Source organism: Paenibacillus sp. FSL M7-1046, assembly GCF_038007405.1.
Taxonomy (GTDB): domain Bacteria; phylum Bacillota; class Bacilli; order Paenibacillales; family Paenibacillaceae; genus Paenibacillus_AQ.
On sequence record NZ_JBBOXB010000001.1, the window covers coordinates 4,616,671 to 4,641,871 of the forward strand.

Consider the following 25,201-nt stretch of genomic DNA (forward strand, 5'->3'; position numbering starts at 1 on the left):
CTTTTCCACTTCGCAGGTACAGCGTGATTAGAGAAACAGCCGTCTTCACCGGATTACCCGGGAAGGCGGCTGTTTGTTTAGCTGAGTCCTTAGGACATAAAAGGAATACTAGTGTTTGACAGCGGCCATCAGCAGGAACATCGGCCGGCGAAATTCCTCTTGCCAAGCCGGATTCTGCTCCAGCATTTCCTTGGTCGGCTGAAGCTCGGAAAGCTTGGTTACCGTGAAGCCGGATTCAATCAGTGTATTGATATAGGTAGCGACATTGCGATGATATTTAATCACATCATGATCCAGGAACCTTGCTTCACGCGCTCCCTCGGTATGATAGTTGTCAACGGGCCAATGCAGTTTTTCTCCGCCGGGGCCGTAGAACCAATCCTGTGCCGCCAAGGCCGTAAAGATTGGATGCTCCACCGACAGCACGAACTCACCGCCGGGCTTAAGACAATGATGAATGCGGCGGCAGAGGTCATCGAACCGCTCCACATAGTGGATGGCCAGCGAGCTTATTACAGTATCGAATTCCTCTTTGCTGAATTCGATGTCCTCAATGGCCATCTGCAGATATTGAATCTTGGGATCGCGGGTCATTGCTCTGGCCCGTTCCAGCATATTCGCTGAAAGATCTACACCGACTACCGATTCCGCTTGCTGTTCACGCGCATACCGGCAGTGCCAGCCAAAACCGCAGCCCAAATCCAGCACTCTTTTGCCGTGGAGTCCGGGAAGCAGGGAGCGGAAGGTACTCCATTCTCCGGCAGCTTCCAATCCTCTTGTGGAACGGGGCATTTGACTGTATTTATCAAAAAAGCCTGAATCGTCATATTTGTTCTGCTTCATCAGAGGACTCCTTGGGTGGGTTGTTTGTGTTATTTTACGGCCAGAATAATATTAGTATGAATTTCTTCAGTAAAGACGCCCTTGGGGTCCAGAAGCAATAAATTCTCTTCCAGCTCTCTCTCGAATTGAGGCGCCTGGTCGCCGAGAAACCGTCTCGAGCCAAAGGAGGTGGAATACAGATTCCCCAGTATAGCTTCTATAGTCCACTGATATTCATACATTGGCAGCCGGTGAGTTTCAAGGCGGAAGCTGGATCCGGCTACGATATCCGTGTGACTTTTGACCGGATGAGAATAGGTCGTATTGCCAGCCTTGCGCTCCTCGCCATACCATTTGCGTACGATCCGGTCCACTTCGTTCTGCCAAGGCAGGGGCGCTTGATCAGGCTTGTATTGATCCACAATAGCGACTCCGCCTCCCGGAGCAACCCGGTTGTAGAGCAGTTCGAGCACCAGGTCCCTGTCCATCCAGTGAAAAGCCTTGGCTATAGTAACCAGACGGTACACGGGAAATGTGGACTGAGCCAAATATTCTTCCGCTTTTCCCGCAACCCATTCCGTATTAAGCGCTCTCATTTCCTTGCTGATCCGCACTGCCTCATTGATCATTTCCTGTTCATAGTCAAGTCCGGTCACGCGCTGGACCCAATCGGCAAAACGCAAGGCAAGCTGCCCGGTTCCACAGCCCAAATCCAGCAGTTCGCCTTCCCCGTCCAGCCCAAAGCGGTTCACAAGGAATCTTACCAGCCCGGAAGGATAGAGCGGGCGATACTTCGCGTAATAACCTGCCGATCCTTTGAAAAGATCCTGACCATAATCTATCATGCCTGTCATCAGCTCCTTTGACTGAAAATTATAACCTATATTTGACTAGCCTGCAGTGACTGTATATATTATTGGGCAAACCCCTTAGCTTCACTAGGGCGTAAACCGGAGGCCTGATATGTTCAAAATATTTATCATTGAGGATGACCGGGGGCTGGTGGCGCTGCTCCAGGAATATTTACATAGGTTCGGCTATGAAACACAGGCGGTGAACGATTTTGAAGCGGTACGGACCGAGTTTGAGCAGTATGCACCGCATCTCGTACTGCTGGATGTTAATCTGCCTAAATTTGACGGTTATTACTGGTGCCGCCAGATCCGCGGAATCTCGACCTGTCCGATTCTCTTCATCTCCGCCCGCGACGGCAAAATGGATCAGGTGATGGCGCTGGAGAACGGAGCGGATGATTACATTACGAAGCCGTTTGATTATGAAATAGCCATGGCCAAAATCAAAAGCCATCTGCGCCGCGCTTACGGATCTTATGCTGTGGGAGCGAACGAGCGCAGTCTGGCGGTGTCAGGGCTGACGCTGGATGTGGAGCGTCTGGTGCTGTCGCGCGGCAATGCCAAAGTCGACCTCAGCCATACGGAAGCGAAAATTCTCGACGAGCTGATGAAAAAAACAGGCACCATCGTCACCCGCGACCGGCTGCTGGAGAAAATCTGGGATGACCAGGCATTTGTTGATGACAATACGCTGAATGTCTATGTCACCCGTGTGCGCAAAAAGCTGGCAGCGATGGGTATTCAGGACGGGCTGCAGACCGTACGCGGGCAAGGGTACCGGTTAAGCGACAACTGGGGGGAAGTGACGTGAAGCTATTTTTGCGGGAACAGACGCCGTTAATCGTGATCTACCTTGCCCAGCTTATGATCATTACCCTGGTGTACCGGCTGGACGGAGGAAGCGGTGTGAATGTCAGTCTGTACGCCGGGCTGCTCAGCACCTTTTTGCTGCTGGCCTATCTAGCGTACCGTTATTTCTCCAACCGGTCATTCTATGAGCGGCTGGAGAGCCTGCCTTCATCGCTGGATGAATCGGGAGGGCCCGCACAGGGCTCTCCGCTCGCGGAAAGCCTGCGCAAGCTGCTGGCACAGCAGTTCCGGCTCTACCAGAATGATTTGCACAGCTACCGCCACAAGCTGGAGGAGCATATTCATTTCATCAACCAGTGGGTGCACGCTATGAAGACTCCGCTCTCGGTGATCCACTTGATTATTCAGGATAAAGACGGTCCCCCGTTTACGGCCATTGGCGATGAGCTGGACCGGCTGAAAAAAGGGCTGGATACGGTGCTCTATACCGCAAGACTGGATACGTTCGAGCATGATTTCTATGTAGAGCAGCTGGAGCTGGCGGACATCGTGCGCGGTGTGACCTCAGAACAAAAACGGCTGTTCATCCGCAAACGGGTGTTTCCGGCGATAGCGATGGACAGCGGCATAACCATCACCTCTGACGAGAAATGGCTGACGTTTGTGCTGACGCAGCTGATAACTAATGCTTTGCGCTATACGGTAGAGGAGGGGCGTGTAGTTCATTTTCGCGGATATCTTCAGGAGAAGGGCAGAGCGGTGCTGGAAGTCCGCGACGAAGGGGTCGGCATCCCGCCGGGGGATTTGCCGCGCGTCTTCGATGCTTATTTTACCGGTGTGAACGGCCGCAGCTTTCAGGAATCCACGGGAATGGGCCTCTATTTGGTGAAGCAGATCTGCAGCAAGCTGGGTCATGAGGTGGAAATTTCCTCCGAGGTGGGCAAGGGTACGGCAGTGCGGATTATTTTCTGAGCCGGGGCTGAAACCGCAGGATCAGAATAACGACAGCCGATACTACTGTTAAAGACATGGTGTTTGTGATGAAAAAAGCAAGTCCCACGCCTGTCAACACCAAGTTGACAGCATAAGTCTCCATTAAACCAATCCCCAGCAGCATCAATAAGTAGGACTTCAGGTTTAAGTCCGCAACCGATTTTGTCTTGAGAATTTGGATGATTTGCGGTAGCCAGCCGAGGGAAAGAATGACACCGCCGATCAGCTGCATAAGCGAAAAGAGCATGAGAGCACCTCACAGTTCCTTTTTGTACGTTGTATGCGCCGCGGGCGGAATGGGTTCTTTTCACCCCAAAAAAACCGCCGCCTCTGGGATGAGGCAGCGGGTCGTGCAGGAAGCCAGGCTTACGCCATCATTGCTGTTTCAGACGCAGCAACTGCTCCAGCAGCTCCTGCACCCTGGTGTCAGGGAACGACTGGGCCAGAACCTCGTTAACGGTCACCCGGGCCCGGTCCAGCTTGTCTTGCCCTATGGCAGTAAGCGAGGTATAGATGCTTCTGCGGTCATCATCACAGGTCTTTCTTTGGAGCGCGTTGCAGCCTTTGGCTTCAAAACGGCTGACCAGTCTGGAGACGGCGCTCTGGCTTAACCCGACCATCGACTCCAATTGCTGCAGCTTCAGTTTCTTCTCCGGGGCTTCGGAGAGAAACAGCAGCAGATAGAATTCTTTTAAAGACAATTGGTAGTTCTCCTGAAGTTTGGTTTCCAACTCATTTGCTACATTCATTTGTATATGGGTCAATGACAACCAGCTGGTTATCAGTTCATTGGCAAGAGTATCCTTCATTGCATATCACAATTCCTCTCCCGGCTATTTACCGACTCATGAAATTAAATATTCAACTATTATAGCATCATAGGCCCGTGGTTTGATAGATATAGAGGAATCGGCTGCAGCGTACCGGAATTCTGTCAACTCTATTCTGCTTACAATAATGTAAGGTGACTGTAAGTTTCAGAAATAGCAGCTGTAGTTTACAGTTTGTATAATGAAGACAATCCAAAACGATCAGGTGAACGAAGGAGCGGAAGCACTTGCCCATATTAGACGTCCATAATTTATCCAAAATATATGAGGGCAAGGTATCGATTCATGCGCTGAACCATATTCGTTTTGCCGTGGAGAAGGGTGAGTTTGTAGGTATTATGGGACCTTCAGGCAGTGGGAAAACAACACTGCTCAACGTGATCGCCACGATCGACGAGCCTACCTCAGGCGAGGTAATGATTAACGGCGGAAATCCGAATACGCTCGGGCGCAAGGACAAAGCACTCTTCCGGCGGAAGGAGCTGGGTTTCGTCTTTCAGCATTTCAATCTGCTTGATACGCTTACCGTAGAAGAAAATATCGTGCTGCCGCTGACGCTAACCGGGGTGCCGCTTCCGGAAATGGAACGCAGGCTGCAAGAGGTGGCTGAGCGGCTGGCCATCGGTCCGCTTCTTCATAAACGGACATATGAAATCTCCGGCGGGCAGATGCAGCGGGTGGCGATTGCCCGGGCAATGATTCACCGGCCGGCGCTGATTCTGGCCGATGAGCCTACGGGCAGCCTGGACTCCAAAACAGCGGCCGAAGTGATGAGTCTGCTGGCTGAAGTCAATGAAGCGGAAGGGTCCACGGTGCTGATGGTCACCCATGACGCAGTGGCGGCGAGCTTTTGCCACCGGGTCATCTTTATCAAGGACGGACGTTTCTACAGCGAGATGTACCGGGGCAGCAGCAGGCCGGCTTTCTTCCAGAATATCATCGACATGCTGTCGCTGCTGGGAGGAGCCAGCCATGACCTTTCGGCAGTTCGCTTATAGAAATGTAACGCGGAATAAGCGTAAATACGCTGCTTATTTTGTCAGTAGCGCATTTTCCGTAATGATCTTTTTTCTCTGTGCACTGTTTATATTTCATCCGGCGATTTCGGGCGATATGATCCTGGATACGGCGGCTGACACCATGATGGTGGCTGAGGGAATCATCTTTGTATTTTGTTCCCTGTTCGTGCTGGTGTCAGTCGGGTCTTTTCTGCAGTCCCGCAAGCTGGAATTCGGCATCCTGCTGATGCACGGCATGACGAAGCGGCAGCTGAACCTGATGGTTTTTTTGGAGAACATGATGATCGGCAGCTCCGCCATCCTCACCGGCACTTTGCTCGGTCTGCTGCTGGGCAAGCTGTTCCTGATGATTGGAGCAGGGTTCCTGGGCATTGGCCCGCTGGAATTTTATCTTTCCTGGCATGCACCGGTACTGACGATTTGCAGCTTTGCGCTACTGTTCATGCTGATCTCGTTAAGTACCTTTGCTTTTATCGGGAACGAGTCGGCGAGAGGTTTGTTTCAGCGCGGACGCAAAGGAGACAAGGAGCCGCGGGTATCTGCCTTGCTGGCGTTCGCTTCGGCCCTGCTGCTGCTTGGAGGCTATGTTCTGGCCGCTACCACGACCGCAGCGTCGGTGGAGAGAGTGATGTTTCCGGTGGTGGCCATTACAGTCGCCGGCACTTACTTGTTCTATACACAACTTAGTTTATATGTGGTTAGGATAATGAGGAAAGTCCGGCGGTTTTATTGGCATAAGACAAACATTATTACGCTCTCGGGCTTAACCTACCGCTGGAAAGACAACGGGCGGATGTTTTTTATGGTGACGATTGTTTCGGCGGTATCCTTCACCTCTGTCGGGGTATTTGCTTCTATTCATACACTCTCCAAAGAGCTGAAGCTGGACTATCCGGCAGCGGTCGGTTATGTGGCCAAGGGCAATGAGGCCGGGTCCGCTGCGGAAGAGGATTTAAGCGGGATAAAAGCGGAACTGGAGCGGTTGAATCTTCCCTATCGCTCGCTGGAGATCCAAATCAAATATGCGGAAGTAGAGTCTCAGACCGGTCCTGACCGTACAGAGCGTTTGCCGCTGATGGCTTACAGTGATTACAAACAGGCGCTCCAGCAAGCCGGATTTACCTCCCGCGAGCAGCCGCTACAGGGGAACGAAGGTCTGGTCATGATCGGTTCCCAGCGTGACCGCAGCCTGACCTCTGATCGGGTTCATGCCCTCTATAAGCTGAAGCAGGGAGTAGATATTCAGGAGATCGGATATACGGAGCATGTGCCGGTTGCTGAATATCTGCTGCCGGAGCTGGACGGGAGGGATGGCGGTGATTTTAGCGGAGTAGTCGTCAGTGACAGCTTGTTCTCCGCCATTGATCCCGTGCAAAGCGATTTGTATACCGGGTTCTATATGGATCAATTCCAACAGACGGTTGGCATTGCTTCGGGACTTGCGGATAAAGGAAAAGTGTCCTACGAGAGCAAATCCCCTTATGCCGTTGTGGTCAGCGGCACGCTGTTCGAAATTCAGCGGACGCTATACAGTACGATGCTGTTCGCTTCACTTTTGGTCGGCACCGTTTTTTTTATCGCCGCAGGCAGCTTTTTGTACTTCCGGTTGTACATGGATCTTGACCATGACCGGCTGCAGTATTCCACCTTGTCCAAAATGGGCCTGACCGACCAGGAACTGGACCGGACTGTGACCCTGCAATTGTCACTAATGTTCTTTGTTCCGGTGGGGCTAGCCATCCTGCACAGCTTGTTCGCCTTTATTGCGCTGCAGCGGCTGTTCTATCTGTCCATCGCTGCCGAAACGGGCGCGGTGCTTATCGGCTACCTGGCTGCGCAGGGGTTATACTTCTTCCTTATCCGCAGCCGTTATTTGCGCAATCTCAAAAAAAATCTCATCTGAACGCGGAGGAGCACGAAATGAAAACATGGATTACCGATTTTATGGAACAGTTCGGCTATCTGGGCATTTTTCTGATGCTGGCCCTGGAAAATATTTTTCCGCCTATCCCCTCGGAGGTAATCCTTCCGTTCGGCGGTTTCATGACAACCACTTCCGGGATGACCATCCCCGGCGTGCTGATCGCCTCAACGGCCGGCTCGCTGCTGGGAGCGCTTGTGCTGTACTGGATCGGCCGGATGCTGGACGTGAACAGACTGGAGCGGATTGTGGACCGCTGGGGCGGACTTCTCCGGATCAGCGGAAAAGATATCCGTAAAGCGGATGCCTGGTTCGACAAATACGGCTACTGGACGGTATTATTCTGCCGGATGATTCCGCTGGTGCGGAGTCTGATCTCCATTCCTGCCGGAATGTCGGGGATGAAATTCGGATTATTCATGCTGTTTACGACGATCGGGACGCTCGGCTGGAATGTGCTGCTTATTCTGCTGGGTGCTGCGCTGGGAGAATCCTGGGAGGATATTGGCGTGTACATGGAAGCTTACTCGAGTGTCGTCTACGTATTGATTGCTGTGGGAGTTGTTGTGGGTGGTGTGCTCTATTTCCGCAAACGCCAGTCCGGTAGAAAACCGGTAGATACCACGGATTAATTTAATACACAGGTTTCTCAGAACATTTAAAGCCTCGCAAAGGGTGAGGTCAATAAAAGGAGGGGATCAATATGGAGCTGCTCACTATCATGAAAGCCATCATTCTGGGAATTGTAGAAGGATTAACTGAATTTGCTCCGGTATCCTCGACCGGCCATATGGTAATCGTGGATGATATGTGGTTGAAATCCCAGGAATTCCTCGGAAAATATGCAGCAAACACGTTCAAAGTAGTCATCCAGCTGGGGTCGATCCTGGCGGTAGTCATCATTTTCCGCAACCGGTTCATCGACCTGCTGGGTCTCAAGCGGTTCAGCCGCAAGGAGCTGACGGCGGTGCCGGAAGGACAGCCTCCGGTGGAGACGGAAGGCCGGCTGAAGCTGGCGCAGGTCATTGTGGGACTTATTCCTGCAGGAATTCTCGGGTTTCTGTTCGAGGATTACATCGACGAGCATTTATTCTCGACGTCGACGGTGCTGATCGGTCTGGTCATTGGTGCAATATTCATGATTTTTGCCGACCGGTTCGCCCCCAAAAAAATCAAGACAGAGAGTGTTGACCAAATTACATATAGACAGGCGCTATCGGTAGGTTTGATCCAATGCTTGTCGCTCTGGCCCGGCTTTTCACGCTCCGGATCGACCATCTCAGGTGGAGTGCTGCTGGGTATGAGCCACCGTGCGGCTGCCGATTTCACCTTTATTATGGCAGTGCCGATCATGGCCGGTGCGAGTCTGATTTCACTGGTCAAGAACTGGCAGTATTTTACGATAGATGCCCTGCCGTTTTTTATTGCCGGGTTCATTAGTGCCTTCCTGTTCGCGCTGCTCTCTATGAAGTTTTTCCTGAAGCTGATCAACCGGATCAAGCTCATGCCGTTTGCGATTTACCGTCTCGTTCTTGCCGGGGTAGTCTACCTCGTCTGGTTCTAAAAGACAGGCTGAAATAGTCCGTTGATTGCTATCATTTATCGAAAAGGAACCGGGTGTACCTCCTTGCCAAGGACGGTGCAGCCGGTTCTTTTTGCTGTATACCAAACGTTCTGCTGAAGCTGCTTCTTGAAGAGAGGCTGTGAGGGAATGTGCGGCAGAATCCCCGCAAAATGAGCCTGTACGGCACCAGCTATAGGGAATGTGTATAACGGGAATACCCGTAAATCTGTTGCGGATAAGGTATCGGATTCAGTATGATGGCATCAGATTACGGGATGAATACAATTTGCAAATATCGGAGACAGGCGCCAGCCGGAGCATCAGAAAGGCCCGGAGGCTTAATAGGGAAATTCGGTGACAAGCCGATGCGGTCCCGCCACTGTAACGGAAGAGTTCATAGCAGCCCATGTCACTGGCCATCTCTACTTCGCCGGGAAGACTTGCTGATGGATGCCGACGCCGCTAGCCAGGAGACCTGCCTGTCTCAACAGCACTGCAGTACCTACGGAAGATAGGGAGGTGTTAAGACGTTACCCATTGGCAGCTCATGGGCGTCTTTCCCTGCGGCCTGGTTAGGGAAGACGCTCTTTTTTATTGATAACGACTGAGATCATTAACTAAAGCTTAAGGCATTTACTATAGACAAGGGAGTGACTGTAATGACAAACAACATCAAGACGAGCAGCCTCGGTTATCCGAGAATCGGAAAGAACCGGGAGTGGAAAAAGACGCTGGAGGCTTACTGGAGCGGCAAAATCAATGAAGAAACCTTCCGCGCGGAAATGGCCGGGATTCAGCTTCAGCACCTCAAGACACAGCAGCAGGCCGGGATCGCACTGATTCCTGTCAATGATTTCACCTTTTATGACCATGTGCTGGATACCGCTGCTATGTTTGGCATTGTTCCTCCGCGTTATGCCTACGATGGCGGAGACATTCCGCTCGATCTGTACTTCGCCATGGCGCGCGGCAATTCGGCCGCCCCTGCCTGCGAGATGACCAAATGGTTCAATACGAATTACCATTATATCGTGCCGGAAATCGGCGGGCAGACTCCCCGCCTGATTGAGAATAAACCGCTCGCTGCCTACCGTTTCGCCAAAGAGCAGGCAGGTATTGAGGGCAAGCCGGTTATAGTCGGGCTCTATACCTTCCTGAAGCTCTCCAAGGGATTCGCTGCGGATCAAATTGCAGAGGTTGCTGCCCGTTTCCTGCCGGTGTATGTGCAACTGCTGCAGGAGCTGCAGCAGGAAGGCGTGGCTTGGGTACAGATCGACGAACCGGCAATTGTGACCGGATTAACCGGGGAAGAAGTTGAACTGCTGGGAACTATCTACAGAGAGATTGCTGCAGCAGTGCCTGGACTTCATGTCTTGCTGCAGACTTACTTTGAAGCTGCAGAGCCGCTGGAAGCATTGCTGGAGTTGCCTGTGCAGGGTATCGGACTGGACTTCGTACATGACGGCGGGGCTAATCTGGCGTCGATCCGGCGCCTGGGTTGGCCGGAGGACAAATGGCTGGGAGCGGGTATTATCGACGGGCGCAATATTTGGCGCTCCGATCTGGATGCCAAACTTGAGCTGGTCCGCGCGCTGAAGTCCCATGTGCCGAACGAACGGCTGATCCTCCAGCCATCCTCCAGTCTGCTGCATGTGCCGGTAACTGTTCAAGGCGAGGACAAGTTAAAGCCTGCGGTACGTCAGGCGTTGGCCTTCGCCGACGAGAAGCTGGCGGAGCTGAGTCTGATTGCAGCAGCGGCGGGCGAGGATGGGCAGGTCTATGCCGCAGCGCTCGCTGAGAGCCGCGAGGCGCTGAAAGTGTTCCGCGCCCTGCCGGAACGCGGGCGCCAGGATGTGGCTGAGCAGGTGAGTAGCCTGGATAAGCTGCCGGACAGCCGCAGTTTGCCTTTCGCGGAACGCGTGAAGGTGCAGCAGCAGAAGTGGCAGCTCCCGCTGCTGCCGACAACGACGATCGGCAGCTTCCCGCAGACGCCTGAAGTGCGCCAGGCCCGGCTCAAATGGCGCAAGGGCGTCTGGAACCAGGAGCGTTATGACGGATTTATCCGCCAGCAAATTGCAGATGCGATTACTTTTCAAGAGGAGCTCGGGCTGGATGTGCTCGTGCACGGTGAATTTGAGCGGACGGATATGGTTGAATTCTTCGGCGAGAAGCTGGCAGGGTACCTCTTTACCAAAGGGGGCTGGGTTCAATCCTACGGTTCACGTTGTGTGAAGCCGCCGGTCATTTATGCCGATGTTGCTTTTACCGGCCCTATGACAGTGAAGGAAAGTCTGTACGCCCAGTCGCTCACCAGTCTTCCGGTAAAAGGGATGCTGACCGGTCCGGTGACTATTCTGAACTGGTCGTTTGTCCGTGATGATCTCAGCCGTGAAGAGGTGGCCAACCAAATCGCCCTTGCCCTGCGGTATGAGGTTCAGGCGCTTGAGGAAGCGGGCATTGAGATGATTCAGGTGGATGAACCGGCGATCCGCGAAGGCCTGCCGTTAAAGGCAGAAGATCATGAGCAATATTTGAACTGGGCGGTAAGATCTTTCCGTATCGCTACCAACCATGTGAAGGCGACCACGCAGATCCATACGCATATGTGCTACAGTGAGTTCAATGACATGATCGGACCGATCTCGGCGATGGATGCCGATGTAATCTCCATCGAGACCTCGCGCAGCCATGGGGAGCTGATCGTCAGCTTTGAAGAGCAGGAGTATGACAAGGGAATCGGTCTTGGTGTGTATGATATTCATAGTCTGCGTGTACCGAAGGTAGAGGAAATGACACAGGCTATTGAGCGGGCACTGCGTGTGCTTGATGCCGGACAGTTCTGGATTAATCCGGACTGCGGCCTGAAGACACGGGGCTGGGAAGAAACCGGAGCGGCGCTGCGCAACATGGTGCAGGCTGCCGTGATTGTCAGAGAGAAGAGCGGAGCGGTCAGCCGCTGATACGTCCGTTATACCAGGCCTCCAATTTCCTGGTAATCCGGAGGGGGCTAATATCCCGGAGGAAGTCCATCTAGAGTCAGCATATATACTGTAAAAACCAATCCGGGGTATTACACCCCGGATTGGTTTTTTGTGGCGATCTTTTTTAGTATAAACACTTGATAATAATTCTCATTCTTGATAGAATGGGAAACAGAAAAGAAGGAACCGTGGAGGGTCCCTTCTAAGTCTAACCTTATTTACTTTCGAAAGTTTTGCAGTCTGTTTCTTCAGACTGTGTAGGCTCTTTGGAGCTGTGATAAGCAACAAAAATGGACTCAGCGTTGCATTTGTTCTCTTCAGCCCAATAGGTGCAAGAGTTCACTGCGCACAATACGTCTTTTGCCATGAGGGTTCACCTCCCCTTATAGTGGATTGGCAACATAATTAAGAACGATTTGATTTGTCCTGTTCAGCAAGGTGGAGCTTGTCCGAACAGAACCATACCCTTATTCCTTGTGAATAGAGGGTTTTTGGTGTTTCGTGTCTTTTCAGACACGATTATTGTAGCAAATTAAGCCTCATTTCGCAAACAGGATCATTCAGCATTCGAATGATCCTGTTTGCGATGTAAACGGTGTTAATTTTGGGAATAAACATCAAAAAAGGTCCGGAATTCTCCAATCTCCTGCAACCTTCCAGCTTTTGGAACGTCAAATAAATAACGCGGAAGAGACTCAGAGATCAAAGGGCCTTTCGCCGGGGTAGTTTATATAGAAGAAGCTGAAATTCCACTACACTTTTGGAGGAATGAGAATGCGAAAATGGGGTCTGCATTACTTTATATCTTTATTGGTTCTAGCAGTTGTGCTGGCAGGCTGCGGTTCAGGCGACGACAGCAACTCGGCTGCTGATCAACTCAGTGCGAACACCTTCTCTGAGGGAGGGGCGGCAGATTCAGTACCTGCGGCTGCTTCGGTTCAATCAAAGGATTCTTCGGCGGAGTCTGCTACAGTAACAGCAGGCGGACAGGATCAGAAAACCGATGCGAACAAGACGGGTACAGCCAAGAATCTTGGTACAGAACAGGGTGCTGAACAACCTTCAGGATTTACCGGGAGCGATGTTGTAGCCGGACTGAACAAGAAGCTTATCTACCGGGCCAACCTCAGTATGGAAGTGGAGGACTATGCGTCAGCACAAAGTGATGTACGTAACATGATTACTTTGGCCGGCGGCTATATTATTGAATTCTCGGAGAATATGTCTGAATACGAGAAGGGCGGGACCTTTATTCTGAAGGTGCCGGCTTCCGGATTCTCGTCTTTTCTGGATAATCTGGAGAAGATCAAGAATGAGAACATTCAGCAAAGCATCACAGGGCAGGACGTCTCAGAAGAATATGTTGATCTGGAATCACGTCTTAAGGCTAAGCAGCTGATGGAGAACCAGTATATCGAGTTTATGAAAAAAGCAACCAAATCGGCCGACCTGGTCGCTTTCGCTAATCAGCTTGGAGCGATTCAGGAGGAAATCGAGCAGATTAAAGGCAGAATGCGTTATATTGATCAAAATGTCTCCTTCTCCACCGTGGAGCTCCGCCTCTATCAGACGGACGAAAGCCTTGCTGTTACGCAGAAGAAAGAGCAGGGTCCGCTGTTAGAGCGGGCATCGGATGCGCTCAAGAGCAGCCTGAACGCTATGTCTATTATGTTGCAGTGGCTGGTTGTTTTCCTTGCAGCGGCACTTCCGGTGCTCCTTGTAGGCGGAGTGGTTACAGTGATTGTCCTCTGGTTCCGGAGAAAATCCAAGGAGCGTGAGAAGACGCATATGGAGCGGATCGGCCAGATCAACCGGGAGCAGAACAGGGAGAATCTGAACCGCAGCAGCACAGAGCCTGCGCCGGAGAATAGAACTGCCCCCGAGGAAGATGGCGGTGAACCGGAGAATAAAGGATAAAGAATGGTCACCCTGTATGGGATGATAAGTTTTTTTGGAGCTTGGTTGTAATTCTCTTTTGAAATTTCCCTAATAGATGAGAAGCAAAGATGGCGCGCCAGCTTCTACTAACTAATATGTATAGGGAGATGGATAAGAATGAACAGACACGGAGCAGTTAGAACAATTACCAATGCAGCCAGCTACACAGGGGTAACAACAAAGCTTATTCTGCCGACAACGATTAATCCGGTAAACGGCTACGTCGACTGGTACTTGGGCATCGGAGATGCCTCCATTGAAGCGGGGATTTCCTACTCTTACCTCGGGTTCAAAGTGTTTCTTGGAGCCTCCTACGGAGGAACCAGCACGTACTATGATTCCCAAGTTGTATCGAGTCTTGCCAAAGGCCAGACGGTTGACCTTAAGCTCACTTATGATCATTCCACGCGTCAAGCCACCTTGTATCTGAATGGTGCGGCGCTCCCTTGGACCGACCACAAGGATGTCGGCAATGCGTCGAAGGCGCTGGGGACGTATAACAAAGTGAAAATGATACACGGTGTGGAGGATCAAGGCGCCAGCTCGTACAGCCAGGCCAGCTTCTCCCAAACCCAGCTGCGTACGGACACAGCCGGGGCAAATTACACCCCTTGGACCAGCAGCCTCTCAACAACACAAAAGGTTGCTGTAGGCAGTGGTGATCCAACCAGTGCGAATAAATTCTCAGTGATTAATTTTGCACCACTTATTACGAAGCTTGACCCTGCATAAGCAAATACAAAAAAAGAAACTCTCTAATCAGAGTTTCTTTTTTTTGTATGGGTTAGATGTTTAGAATTCCTGTTCGTTATGAATCAGGCATGCTGGAAGAGTACGCGGTACTCTCCATAGCCTTCCTTCTCCAGATCTTCTTTTGGCACAAAACGCAGGGCAGCCGAATTGATGCAGTACCGCAGGCCATTTTCACCGGGACCGTCGTTGAACACATGACCAAGGTGGGAATCGGCAGTTTTGCTGCGCACTTCCGTGCGGATCATCAAGTGGCTGAGATCGGTTTTCTCCTTGACTGAATAGTCGCGGATCGGCCGGGTAAAGCTGGGCCACCCGCAATCGGAATCGAATTTATCATGGGAACTGAAGAGCGGCTCACCGGATACGATATCTACGTATATACCGTCTCCATGATGATCCCAGAATTCGTTACGGAAAGGCGATTCCGTAGCGCTGTTCTGCGTTACTTCGTATTGCAGCGGAGTCAAACGTTCCTTCAGACTGTTCTTATCCTCCTGATGTGTCCAGTGATTCTCGATAAAAGCATCCCGGCCGGAGCCCTTCCGGTAACGCTTGTAGTGTCCGGGATTCTTATGATGATAACCCTGGTGGTACTCTTCGGCAGGGTAAAACGGTTTGGCCGGCAGGATTGGGGTTACAATTGGCCCCGGGAAACGTCCGCTGGCCTGTAGCGCAGTCTTGGAAGCTTCTGCCTGCTGGCGCTGCTCCTCCGAATGGGTGAATATTGCCGTGCCGTAAGAGGTTCCGCGGTCATAGAATTGTCCTCCGGCATCGGTAGGGTCTATCTGTTGCCAGAACAGCTCCAGCAGCTTGCTGTATGGGAAAATATCCGGGTTAAAGGTAATCTGTACCGCTTCAACATGGCCGGTCGTTTCTGAGCACACTTCTTCATAGGTCGGATTGACTGTATGCCCGCCTGTATAGCCGGAGAGGACCTCGACAATACCCGGCAGCTCCTCAAAAGGAGATACCATGCACCAGAAACAGCCTCCCGCAAAAGTCGCTTTTTCTGTTTTGGTGCCTATATGGTTAGACTGAACATCACTCATAAATATCCCTCCATTCATAGAATGCAATTAAATAGATCACAATTCAATTTAATTATAAAGCAAATTCGATCACTCTGCCAGCGGATGGCATTCGTGTGGCGGAATGCTTGTAAGCAACATCCTCATAGCTGCCGGGACTCACACTGCCACATGTGTGCTCCGTTGACTCTTTATCCCAAGGAACGGCGGGGCCTAAGGGACCATACGGCCAGTGCGATTACGGCGACATAGACCAGAATAGCTATAACAGCGCTTTTCGGATGGAGGAACAGCTGTCCTCCAAGAAAGGCGTACAGCGATATGCCAGGGATTTTGCCTAGGCCGGTAGCGGCGAGATAACTCCAGAAGTGCAGTCCGGATACACCGGCGTAGATGTTCACCGCCATTTGCGGAATTACCGGAGTCAGGCGGGCAAGCACAATGGAAGCAAAGGGGCGCCGCTGCACGGCAGACGAGAATTTCTCAAGCAGTGGTATAGAGGCTAAGTATGTACCGGCCCTGTCTTGAAATATATATTTTACGATGCCGTACACGAGCGCGGCAGCTATAGTGGTCGCTAACCAGCAGATGGCTGCGCCGGCTACACTTCCGTAGGCATATCCGAATAAAGCGATGACAGCCTTATAGGGTATGACAGGAATAAAGGCCAGCAATGTGGCCGCGCCGATCGACAGGAGGAGATTGTGATCCTCCCGCAGCCAGCCCAGGATTTCATTTCTATAGATAAACGCAAGGATTACACCCGCAACATACAGCAAAGCCATCAGCCATTTTCTCATTCTACTATTCCCTTTCTTCCGTTCATTCATCTCATCATACTGAAAAAAAAGTAATTAATGAAGCAAAGATCATTTGTCGAATGAGCTTGTCACTGTATAATACATCTAAGAATGACAGAAGAGGGAGAGGCTACGATGAATAACACTGCACGTAAAAGAGTGGCGATGGTCGGCATTGGGGATATCGCCCGTAAAGTCTATTTGCCGCTGCTCTCCCGTCATGACCAGGCCGAGGTAGTTGGAGTGCTAAGCCATTCTCCGGCGACGGTTCAGGGAGCGGTCCGTATGTACCGCCTGCCCAAAGGCACCACCGATCTAAATGAGCTGCTGTCCTGGGATCTTGATGCGGTCTTCGTGCACAGTCCCACGCCTACTCATTATGAGATTGTGACCCAGTGCCTGGAGCACGGATTATCGGTGTATGTGGATAAGCCGCTGTCTTATGAGCTGGAACAATCCCGGCGGATGGCCGAGCAGGCCGAAGACAAAGGACTGCTTCTGGGTGTAGGCTTCAACCGCCGGTATGCCCCGATGTATATGGCAGCCAAGGCCTGGCTAGCCAAAGCCGGCGGTATCAGCCATTGTCAGGCGGTCAAACACCGCACGAAGCTGCAATCCGGCAGCAGCCGTGAAACTGTGCATGATGATCTGATTCATATGCTGGACCTGCTGCTCTGGCTCTGCGGCGGGGATTATGAGCTGCTTCACAGCAGCCTTAAGTCCGATCGGGAAGGCAGGCTGCTTCAATCCTCCGGAATGCTGTCATGGACCAGCGGGGAGAGCGGAATGTACAGTATGGTCAGGGATGCCGGAGCTGACCTTGAGAAGCTGGAGCTGCACGGAAACGGCAGATCAGTAGAAGTGGTGGACATGGAGAAGGTTACGTTATTCGAGAAGGGTTCCCTGCCACGCAACCAAAGCTTCGGAAGCTGGGATACGATTCTGGAGCGGAGAGGCTTCAGCGGCGTGATCAGTCATTTTTTGAACAATATTCATACCCCGGAGCAATGCAGCATCTCAGCTTCCGCCGTTCTGCCCAGCCATGTGCTGGCAGCAAAGCTTGCCGAATGACAGAAGAGCAGAAAGGAGCACACTATGGACGAGTACAGCAAATCAATGGAAGAGCAGATTATCGAAAGCTACAAACGGGATGAGGAAATGATGATTCTCGTGTTTGCCCAATGGTGTGTGAACAATAAATTAGACCCGCATGCGCTGTATCTGCAGGCTTACCCGCAGCAGGAGGGCAATGCCGCGCTCAGCAGGGCACTGGCGCTGACTGTACCCGAGGAGGAAGCAGGATTTATCTCCGATGATACGGTTCTTGGAGTGTTCTCCCTCTATAGTAACGATGATCTGGCTTACGTGGTAACCGAGGCGATTGCACAGCGAAAGCCGCTGCAAGGCACCGTGGATTGACATCAGGGATATAATAAGGTAGGCTAATGAACTTTTTTTTGGTAAACGATGTTCATTACGCTATAAATGTGGTAAAATTATATATACTAACTAATTGTAAGTTTCACAAGTGAGAGGTGAGAACAATGGAAGAACATCAGCTGACGATGTGCCCAAGATTCGAAACGGCCTTCTCTTTCTTAGGCAAACGTTGGAATGGGCTGATTATCCAGACATTGATGAGTGGACCGAAACGTTTTAAGGATATTTCCGGCCTGATTCCATCAATGAGCGATAAGATGCTGTCCGAACGAATGAAGGATCTGGAATGTGAGGGTATTCTGGTAAGGCATGTGTATCCGGAAACTCCGGTGCGCATCGAGTACGAATTAACCACTAAGGGCCGCGCACTTGAGCCGGTTATGCAGCAAATTCAGTCCTGGGCAGAGAGCTGGGTCGAGTAGCCCGCGCTTCAGCGTCCTATTGATCGCCTCTTTTCCGCTCCTTGGAAAAGGGGCTTTTTCAAATTTATTCAAATTTATTCAAATAAAACTTGCACAATCAACCGCAGGATATAATATAATAGAAAAAACTGTAGCCGGACGTGTGTGAGCGTTACCAAATATATGAATATGCTTTCGAAGTAGTTTTGTCGTAGTGAACTCGAAGAAGTAACGCTAACAAAACTAAGTGTATGCTTTCGAAGTAAGTTTTGTCGTAGTGGACTCGATAGAAGTAACGCTAACAAAACTAAGTGTATGCTTTCGAAGTAGTTTTGTCGTAGTGGACTCGATAGAAGTAACGCTAACAAAACTTTTAGGAGGCGAGGAAGATGAAAACCACCTTGTTTTCCCGGGAAATAACATATGGAAAAGACGATGTTGCCGAGCTGGAGACCGCCTCAATTAAAGTTCAGCTCATTTACGACAAGACGTTGTTTATGCTGCACGGACATCTTCCCGGCTCGTTATGGGATGCGTGGATTGGAGTGCCCTACGAAATCATATCCTCCTTATACAAGGGAGATAACGATAGCGGGAGCGTGTTTCAGAAATGGATCCAGAGCCCGGCCGGCTGGAAATGCATCGGCTGTGAACGGCATTGCCTGGAACCATCGGCAGTCCCGGACAATCTCAGCTCCAGCCAGCAGCGCAGGTTCACCTTCCATAATGGCATCCGGCAGAGCATGGTGCTGCAGGCTGTAATATGGTCGCTATATGAGAATACGGTGCTGTTTCAGCCATACTTGGGCGAAGAAGCCTTTCTGGATGGCGATGATCTCGATACGATTTCCACGTATTTCGTACCGACCTATATGAATAATCTAAGGCTGGCCGAGATTGGCAAACCCAGCAAAGAATATAAAGAAAAGAACATAAGGGTGTATCAGGAATGGATCGCAGCTCCCGATCTTGTACTGCAGTGGAATGGCGGCCTGACTGAGGGCCGATGGATGACAGGAGTCTATGTAGACCATTCCCGCTTTGCCGGTCTGGGACCTTATTTGAAGGATTCTGAGGGTAAACGGACGTATATGCAGGCTACGGTTCGATAACGAAGCTTGGTAACAAGAAGGATGGTAAGAATATATAAAAATAAACCAGTGGGAATGTCTATGACAACAGCGCGTGCCGGCACAATCGGTGCGCGCTGTTTTGAGTTGGGCTTGAAATCGCTGAGAGTAATAAGTACGGACAATCTGAACAATGGCTGTGAAAATAAGTTATTGACTGTTCCCTTGGGTATTAGCTTATTTTATTACAAGGAGGTGTTATTGATGAAAATAAGTGCGATTATGGATATTACGGGCCTTACCAAAAAAGCAATAAACTATTATGAGGAAGAAGGGTTACTAAGCCCTCATGTTAATCCTGAAAACAATTATCGGGAGTATTCGCAAAGTGATGCCGGTGTATTGGTGCAAATATCAGTTTTGAGACAATTTGATGTACCTCTAAAGGATATCAAAACCATGATATCGAACCCTCAAAGGTTAAAAGATTGTTTAGAACAACACTTAGTAAGACTTGACAATGAGATCAAAAGACTTGAAAAAAGCAAAAATGTGCTTCGATCCAGCCTGGGCAGTTTCGATTCTGATGAGATTGGACTTCTGCAATTAACACAACAACTATCGGTGCTGAATAAAACTCTTGAGCTGGATGAGCGTAGCAGAGAGGGTTTTATGAAAAAGCAGATTGAGCGTATTTTTCCAGGGAACTTTGGGAAGATGTTGATCATGCAATACAGTTCTTTCTTAAATGAACCTATAGATACGCCGGAAAAAGAGGAAGCGTGGATTTCCATAGTTAAATTCTTAGATGAAGTCGAAGTGATAAAATATCCACAGGAAATAGTCGACATGTATGAAAAGCTGACAATTAAAGATATTGAAAAGTATGAAAAACATATTAATGACTATATCGAGAAACGGCTTACCATAACAGACGAGGGACTTGTAAACGAAAGAGAGAAAATTTCTGATTATATTCACCGATTAAAACACGATCCTGATATGCAGGCAGAATATATAAGATTGACAAATCTATCCGAAGGGATGAGGGGATTGATGAATGAAATTGGATATTATGATAAGTTTGTTAAAAATCTAAAAATTCTAAGCAAAGCGTTTTGTGCTTATAATGAAAAAGTGGAAGAGCTTTCGGAATTTTCAAAGTTATCAAATATTACATTTGACGTTCAATAAAATTTTATATATTCAGTGCGTTCAATCACTAGCTTGAGCTTCTCTGGGCGTTAAGGTGGAAGGGTAACAGAAACCAATAACGTAAGGGAGGGGCCATTATGACGGCCAATCAATTCAATAATACAATTACAGGAACACGGGACAATGCGGGAAGCGATTCTGCGGCAGCGCCTATCCAGTTTACCGGAGCGGACATGGTCAGAGATATTGTACTGCAATTCCCGAAGGCGGCAGATTATTTCAAGGGACAGCGGATCGACTTCTGCTGCGGGGGTGCAAAGCCGCTGGCCGAAGTGGCAGCTGAGAAAGGGCTTGACCCGGAGACACTGCTTGCAGATCTGCATAAGCTGCTGAAAGAGCATCCTGTGCTTGATGTAGACACTGCATGGAAGGAGGCATCTTCCGCTGAGCTGGTTGAGTATATTGTGAACAAGCATCACCGGTACTTGCGCGAAGAGCTGCCCCTGATCAGTCAGAATGTAACCAAGGTATTCCGCGTCCATGGCGAGGATTCTCCGCATCTGGGCGAAGTTTACCGGTTGTTTAACCTCCTGCGGGAAGATTTGCTGCAGCATACAGCGAAGGAGGAGGAATCCGAATTCCCTAAGATGCTGGCCTACTCCGAGAATCCGAGCGAAGAAGGATTGGCCGAGCTGCGCGGGCTGCTGCATACGCTGGAAGAAGAGCATGACGGAGCCGGTGAGATTTTGCGGGAGCTCCGCAGAGTTACGAACGACTTCACTCCGCCAGAGCATGCCTGCACAACCTACCGCCTGACCTATGCCCGCCTGGAGGAGTTAGAGGGAATGACCTTCGAGCATGTGCATCTGGAGAATAACATCTTGTTCCTGCGTTATCAGTAAAATAGAGCATGCTGTTCTCAAAGTCCCTGCGGGGACTTTTTTTCTTCTGCACCGCTTCGCTGCCTGATTAATGCCCGAAATTTATCGTTTGAGAACAAAGCTAGTTTGCGTTATTCTTAAAAGATAGTATACATAATGACTAAAGACCTGAGAGAATGATTGAGGTTATGATCGGGCGGAAGAGGGCGGTGCCGGGAATGTCCACGAAATTTCTGTGGCGTTTATGGTTAGGATTAATTATCATTGCGACGTTAGGCGGATGCTCGGCATTTGGTTCAGATGCGAACGGAAACAATGCCGCAGCCGGGGCTGCAGGCCCTGCTTTTTCACTAATGGCCGGTGATAATGAGCTGGCAGGGAATTCGGGGAGACAGCTCAGCGAAGCATACAAGCCAGGAATAACGCTTATAGAGCTGCTGAAGAGTAGCGGTGTCGTTACTTTTGCCGAAGACGGATTTAGCATATTGGCAGTCAATAAAATTTTTCTTGCCCCGGACATGATCTGGCAGATTCAGCTTGGCGGCAAAATCATAACCGATTGGAATAGTCCAGTCTCGCGGGAGCAGGCGATTGTTATTACTGCGAAGCCGGCAGCCGGAGATGCCCCGCTTCTGCCCATTATTCTTACAGTGAACGGCGGGAGTGAGCAGCCTGAACTGACACATTCACATATTTTATCTTATAGCGAGGACCTGTCTGTCCGGGGTCTGCTGAAGAGCAGCGGAATTGTTCAGTTGGCGGAAGACAACAAGACGGTACTCACGGTCATGGGGTACACGCCGCTCACCAGTGAAGACTGGAAGCTGAAAGTGAACGACAAGACGCTGCTTGACAGCGGAATTGATATGAAACTCAGACCTCAAGATGTACTCGAGATTTCACTGGTTCTCCGGTAAGATGTTAAGTATCATAGCCAGATGTCCTTAATGCAAGAGGAAGCATAAGGGAAGCTGGCTATTTTTGTTTCACCAAAAAACCTTACATACGCTGGCATAAAAATATGTGAAAAGATTCACATTTATTGTGATTCTAATCACAAATGCTCTTCAAATTTAAAACGTATAATTTTGTTATCAGATATGTATATGAAGAAATCCAGAAGCATTGAGGAGGGTCTTAACAGTGACCGTGGAGAGAGAAAAGTTAGTTTTGATAGGGAATGGTATGGCTGGCGTAGGCACTATCGAACAGATCCTTAAGCTTGGCGGCGCTTATGATATTACGATCTTTGGAAGCGAGCCTCATCCCAACTACAACCGGATAATGCTGTCCTATGTCCTCGAAGGAAGCAAGAGCATTGAAGATATCATTCTGAACGACCGCCAGTGGTACGAGGATAACAATATTACTCTGCATACTGGAACCACTGTTGTCCGGATTGATGAAGCCTCCCGTCAGATCATTACAGATAATGGAATGTCGGTTCCTTACGATAAAGTTATTATTGCAACAGGTTCAAATTCATTCATTCTGCCGGTACCGGGCAGCACAAAGGACGGAGTTGTAGGCTTCCGTGACATTGCGGATTGCGACGCCATGCTGGCTGCGGCACAACAATACCGCACAGCGGCGGTGATTGGCGGCGGACTGCTTGGTCTTGAAGCAGCCAAAGGACTTGTGAACCTCGGTATGGATGTTACCGTTGTGCATCTGCTGGAGGATTTGATGGAGCGTCAGCTTGACCATACTGCTTCCTCCATGCTTCAAGCTGAGCTTGAGCGCCAGGGCGTGAAGTTTGCTATGGGCAAACAGACGGTTGAGCTGACCGGGGAGGAACGGGTAAACGGCCTGCGTTTCAGCGATGGTACTGAGCTGCAATCAGATTTTGTAGTGATGGCGGTCGGAATCAAACCTAATGTCCAGCTGGCCAAAGACAGCGGCATCACGGTGAACCGCGGAATTGTTGTGAATGATTATCTCCAGACCTCGATGGCGAATGTCTATTCTGTAGGAGAATGTACAGAGCACCGTGGCACCTGCTACGGGCTGGTAGCTCCACTGTTCGAGCAGGGTATGGTGCTGGCGAAGCATTTGTGCGGCGCCTCCACCCAACCGTATGAAGGTTCTGTCGTAGCCACCAAGCTGAAGATCTCGGGGGTGGATGTCTTCTCTGCCGGTGATTTCACTGAAACAGCGGAACATACCGTCATTTCGGCTAAAGATGAATGGAAGAGAACCTATAAGAAAATTCTGCTCAGAAACAATATTATTGTCGGTGCAGTCCTGTTCGGCGATGTGACTGAGTCTGCCAGTCTGCAGAAGCTGGTCAAGCAGGGCACCGAAATGACCGACGAAATTTATGGCGAAGTAATGGGCACGGGCTGCTGCGGCGGAGGCGGTGCAAAAAAAGGCTTGTCGGTCGAAGCGATGGCTGATGAGGAGATCGTCTGCGGCTGCAACGGCGTGACCAAGAAGGTGATCGTCGATGCCGTTACGGAGAACGGTTTTACCACGGTAGACGAAATTAAAGCCTGCACCGGAGCTACCCGCTCCTGCGGTGGCTGCAAGCCGGTTGTCGAGCAGATTCTGCAGTTTGTTCTCGGTGACAGCTTCCAGGAAAGTGCGAAGCAGGGGATTTGCGGATGCACCACCTTGAGCCGCGATGAGATTGTAGCAGAGATTACCGCTAAAGGCTTGAAAACGACCAAAGAGGTCATGAATGTGCTGGGCTGGAAACAAGCGGAAGGCTGCTCCAAATGTCGTCCGGCTGTGAACTATTATCTTGGCATGATCTACCCGGACACCCATGAGGATGAGAAGGAATCGCGGTTCGTCAACGAACGGATGAGTGCGAACATCCAGAAAGATGGTACCTTTACCGTTATTCCACGGATGTACGGCGGGGTAACTACACCGGAAGACCTGAGACGAATTGCCGATGTTTCCTTGAAATATAACGTGAAGGTTGTAAAAGTGACCGGTGGTCAGCGTCTGGATCTGGTCGGTATCCAAAAAGAGGATGTGCCTAAAGTATGGGAAGAGCTGGATATGCCTTCCGGTTATGGCTATGCGAAATCGCTTCGTACGGTAAAAACTTGTGTGGGTTCGCAGTTCTGCCGCTTCGGGACACAGGATTCCATGGGTATGGGAGCTTTTATTGAACGTAAATATGAACGCCTTGATTTGCCGGCCAAATTCAAAATAGCAGTCAACGGCTGTCCGCGCAACTGTGCGGAATCCTGCACGAAGGATATCGGCATCGTCGGCAACGACGGCGGCTGGGAAGTGTTCATTGGCGGCAACGGCGGGATCAAACCGCGGATAGCCGATGCCTTCTGCAAGGTGAAAACCGATGATGAGCTGATCGAAATCTGCTCCGCCGTGATTCAGTACTACCGTGAAACCGGGAACTACCTGGAAAGAACCTCGGAGTGGGTCGAACGCATGGGACTGGAAAATATCCAGAACGTGATTCTGAACAATGAGGACAACCGCAAGGAGCTGGCTGCACGGATTGATTTTGCCCTGGCTCAGGTAACTGATCCTTGGAAAAAAATGCTGAATGACGACAGCACCCGCACCGCGCTGTTTGAGAAGGCAAGAGTCTAATCATAACCCAAAAGGAGAGAGAACAATGGATAGCGCAAAACAAGAATACGCCGTAGGACCGGTACAGAGTTTCCTGCCGCAAATTGGACGTGTTGTAACAGCCGGGAATCTGGAGCTGGCCATATTCCGCACCTCGGACGGAGCTTTCTATGCCGTAGAGAACAGCAGCCCTCATCCCAAGGGTGGGCCTCTCGCTGAGGGAATCGTATCGGGACATTATTTGTACGATCCGCTGTATGACTGGAAGATTGACCTTCGCAGCGGCGAGGTTCAGGCACCGGACCACGGTACAGTAGCAACCTTTCCCGTTTCTCTGGACGGAGATATCGTGAAAGTCAGCCTGCAACAGGCAGTTTTTCAAAGCTAAATTA

The 25,201-nt window shown here is 50.4% G+C and carries 25 protein-coding genes and 1 riboswitch; of the genes, 18 read left to right on the forward strand and 7 right to left on the reverse strand.

Annotated features, from left to right (window positions below):
* Window positions 1–108: 108 nt before the first annotated feature.
* Complete coding sequence (locus NYE29_RS20300) at window positions 109–843, reverse strand: class I SAM-dependent methyltransferase (RefSeq protein ID WP_076108829.1); 735 nt, start codon at window positions 841–843, stop codon at window positions 109–111.
* 29 nt (window positions 844–872) lie between these two features.
* Window positions 873–1,667 (reverse strand): class I SAM-dependent methyltransferase, encoded by a 795-nt coding sequence (locus tag NYE29_RS20305; protein WP_076108830.1) that lies wholly within the window; start codon window positions 1,665–1,667, stop codon window positions 873–875.
* Between the two features lie 118 nt (window positions 1,668–1,785).
* Here NYE29_RS20305 and NYE29_RS20310 point away from each other — a divergent pair, with 118 nt between their 5' ends.
* Together NYE29_RS20310 and NYE29_RS20315 are read left to right on the forward strand one after the other, a co-directional pair.
* A complete protein-coding gene (locus NYE29_RS20310) occupies window positions 1,786–2,487 on the forward strand; it encodes a response regulator transcription factor (RefSeq protein WP_076108831.1) in 702 nt (233 codons plus the stop codon).
* The gene (locus tag NYE29_RS20315) at window positions 2,484–3,458 is read left to right on the forward strand and encodes a sensor histidine kinase (RefSeq protein ID WP_038595014.1); all 975 of its coding nucleotides are present in this window, start codon (window positions 2,484–2,486) and stop codon (window positions 3,456–3,458) included. Before NYE29_RS20310 ends, NYE29_RS20315 begins: the two co-directional genes overlap by 4 nt.
* On the opposite strand, the gene NYE29_RS20320 is transcribed toward NYE29_RS20315, so the two are convergent.
* Window positions 3,448–3,726, reverse strand: a complete 279-nt coding sequence (locus tag NYE29_RS20320; protein ID WP_076108832.1) for a PQ-loop domain-containing transporter — start codon at window positions 3,724–3,726, stop codon at window positions 3,448–3,450. The genes NYE29_RS20315 and NYE29_RS20320 overlap by 11 nt on opposite strands.
* Window positions 3,727–3,853: 127 nt before the next feature.
* The gene (locus NYE29_RS20325) at window positions 3,854–4,288 is read right to left on the reverse strand and encodes a MarR family winged helix-turn-helix transcriptional regulator (RefSeq protein WP_038595010.1); all 435 of its coding nucleotides are present in this window, start codon (window positions 4,286–4,288) and stop codon (window positions 3,854–3,856) included.
* A 248-nt stretch (window positions 4,289–4,536) separates the two neighbouring features.
* Here NYE29_RS20325 and NYE29_RS20330 point away from each other — a divergent pair, with 248 nt between their 5' ends.
* The 5 genes from NYE29_RS20330 (at window position 4,537) to metE (ending at window position 11,773) form a co-directional block, all read left to right on the forward strand.
* The gene (locus NYE29_RS20330; protein WP_340897249.1) at window positions 4,537–5,307 is read left to right on the forward strand and encodes an ABC transporter ATP-binding protein; all 771 of its coding nucleotides are present in this window, start codon (window positions 4,537–4,539) and stop codon (window positions 5,305–5,307) included.
* The gene (locus tag NYE29_RS20335; RefSeq protein ID WP_340897250.1) at window positions 5,282–7,231 is read left to right on the forward strand and encodes an ABC transporter permease; all 1,950 of its coding nucleotides are present in this window, start codon (window positions 5,282–5,284) and stop codon (window positions 7,229–7,231) included. The genes NYE29_RS20330 and NYE29_RS20335 overlap by 26 nt, the downstream gene beginning before the upstream one ends.
* 17 nt (window positions 7,232–7,248) lie before the next feature.
* The gene (locus NYE29_RS20340) at window positions 7,249–7,881 is read left to right on the forward strand and encodes a DedA family protein (protein ID WP_076108835.1); all 633 of its coding nucleotides are present in this window, start codon (window positions 7,249–7,251) and stop codon (window positions 7,879–7,881) included.
* Window positions 7,882–7,952: 71 nt separating this feature from the next.
* Window positions 7,953–8,813 (forward strand): undecaprenyl-diphosphate phosphatase, encoded by an 861-nt coding sequence (locus NYE29_RS20345; protein ID WP_038595003.1) that lies wholly within the window; start codon window positions 7,953–7,955, stop codon window positions 8,811–8,813.
* Window positions 8,814–9,099: 286 nt separating this feature from the next.
* Window positions 9,100–9,310, forward strand: a riboswitch (cobalamin riboswitch).
* A gap of 162 nt (window positions 9,311–9,472) precedes the next feature.
* Complete coding sequence (gene metE / locus NYE29_RS20350) at window positions 9,473–11,773, forward strand: 5-methyltetrahydropteroyltriglutamate--homocysteine S-methyltransferase (RefSeq protein ID WP_340897251.1); 2,301 nt, start codon at window positions 9,473–9,475, stop codon at window positions 11,771–11,773.
* 235 nt (window positions 11,774–12,008) lie between these two features.
* On the opposite strand, the gene NYE29_RS20355 is transcribed toward metE, so the two are convergent.
* Entirely contained in the window at window positions 12,009–12,161 is a 153-nt protein-coding gene (locus NYE29_RS20355; RefSeq protein WP_076108838.1) for a DUF1540 domain-containing protein, read from the reverse strand.
* 407 nt (window positions 12,162–12,568) lie between these two features.
* Here NYE29_RS20355 and NYE29_RS20360 point away from each other — a divergent pair, with 407 nt between their 5' ends.
* Both NYE29_RS20360 and NYE29_RS20365 read left to right on the forward strand, forming a co-directional pair.
* Window positions 12,569–13,711 carry a DUF4349 domain-containing protein gene (locus tag NYE29_RS20360; protein WP_076108839.1) on the forward strand — a complete coding sequence of 381 codons (1,143 nt, stop codon included), beginning with the start codon at window positions 12,569–12,571 and terminating at the stop codon, window positions 13,709–13,711.
* Window positions 13,712–13,849: 138 nt separating this feature from the next.
* Window positions 13,850–14,464 (forward strand): hypothetical protein, encoded by a 615-nt coding sequence (locus NYE29_RS20365; protein WP_052092225.1) that lies wholly within the window; start codon window positions 13,850–13,852, stop codon window positions 14,462–14,464.
* An 83-nt stretch (window positions 14,465–14,547) separates the two neighbouring features.
* Here the strand turns inward: NYE29_RS20365 and msrA are convergent, their stop codons facing one another.
* A complete protein-coding gene (msrA, locus tag NYE29_RS20370; RefSeq protein ID WP_340897252.1) occupies window positions 14,548–15,534 on the reverse strand; it encodes a peptide-methionine (S)-S-oxide reductase MsrA in 987 nt (328 codons plus the stop codon).
* 170 nt (window positions 15,535–15,704) lie between these two features.
* Window positions 15,705–16,313 carry a TVP38/TMEM64 family protein gene (locus tag NYE29_RS20375; protein ID WP_340897253.1) on the reverse strand — a complete coding sequence of 203 codons (609 nt, stop codon included), beginning with the start codon at window positions 16,311–16,313 and terminating at the stop codon, window positions 15,705–15,707.
* A 135-nt stretch (window positions 16,314–16,448) separates the two neighbouring features.
* Here NYE29_RS20375 and NYE29_RS20380 point away from each other — a divergent pair, with 135 nt between their 5' ends.
* From NYE29_RS20380 to nirD, 9 genes are all read left to right on the forward strand, one after another.
* On the forward strand, window positions 16,449–17,384 hold the full coding sequence (locus NYE29_RS20380; RefSeq protein ID WP_340897255.1) for a Gfo/Idh/MocA family protein: 936 nt from the start codon (window positions 16,449–16,451) through the stop codon (window positions 17,382–17,384).
* 24 nt (window positions 17,385–17,408) lie between these two features.
* Complete coding sequence (locus tag NYE29_RS20385) at window positions 17,409–17,732, forward strand: hypothetical protein (RefSeq protein ID WP_340897257.1); 324 nt, start codon at window positions 17,409–17,411, stop codon at window positions 17,730–17,732.
* 125 nt (window positions 17,733–17,857) lie between these two features.
* Window positions 17,858–18,175 (forward strand): winged helix-turn-helix transcriptional regulator, encoded by a 318-nt coding sequence (locus NYE29_RS20390; RefSeq protein WP_038594991.1) that lies wholly within the window; start codon window positions 17,858–17,860, stop codon window positions 18,173–18,175.
* A 368-nt stretch (window positions 18,176–18,543) separates the two neighbouring features.
* Window positions 18,544–19,266 carry a hypothetical protein gene (locus NYE29_RS20395; protein ID WP_340897260.1) on the forward strand — a complete coding sequence of 241 codons (723 nt, stop codon included), beginning with the start codon at window positions 18,544–18,546 and terminating at the stop codon, window positions 19,264–19,266.
* 21 nt (window positions 19,267–19,287) lie between these two features.
* Window positions 19,288–20,418 (forward strand): MerR family transcriptional regulator, encoded by a 1,131-nt coding sequence (locus tag NYE29_RS20400; protein WP_340897263.1) that lies wholly within the window; start codon window positions 19,288–19,290, stop codon window positions 20,416–20,418.
* A gap of 194 nt (window positions 20,419–20,612) precedes the next feature.
* Window positions 20,613–21,281, forward strand: coding sequence for an iron-sulfur cluster repair di-iron protein (ric, locus tag NYE29_RS20405; protein ID WP_340899765.1), 669 nt, complete (start codon window positions 20,613–20,615; stop codon window positions 21,279–21,281).
* 197 nt (window positions 21,282–21,478) lie between these two features.
* Entirely contained in the window at window positions 21,479–22,177 is a 699-nt protein-coding gene (locus NYE29_RS20410) for a hypothetical protein (protein WP_340897264.1), read from the forward strand.
* Window positions 22,178–22,403: 226 nt separating this feature from the next.
* Window positions 22,404–24,830, forward strand: coding sequence for a nitrite reductase large subunit NirB (gene nirB / locus NYE29_RS20415; RefSeq protein ID WP_340897266.1), 2,427 nt, complete (start codon window positions 22,404–22,406; stop codon window positions 24,828–24,830).
* Window positions 24,831–24,855: 25 nt separating this feature from the next.
* Window positions 24,856–25,197 carry a nitrite reductase small subunit NirD gene (nirD, locus tag NYE29_RS20420; RefSeq protein ID WP_038594983.1) on the forward strand — a complete coding sequence of 114 codons (342 nt, stop codon included), beginning with the start codon at window positions 24,856–24,858 and terminating at the stop codon, window positions 25,195–25,197.
* The last annotated feature ends 4 nt before the right edge of the window (window positions 25,198–25,201 follow it).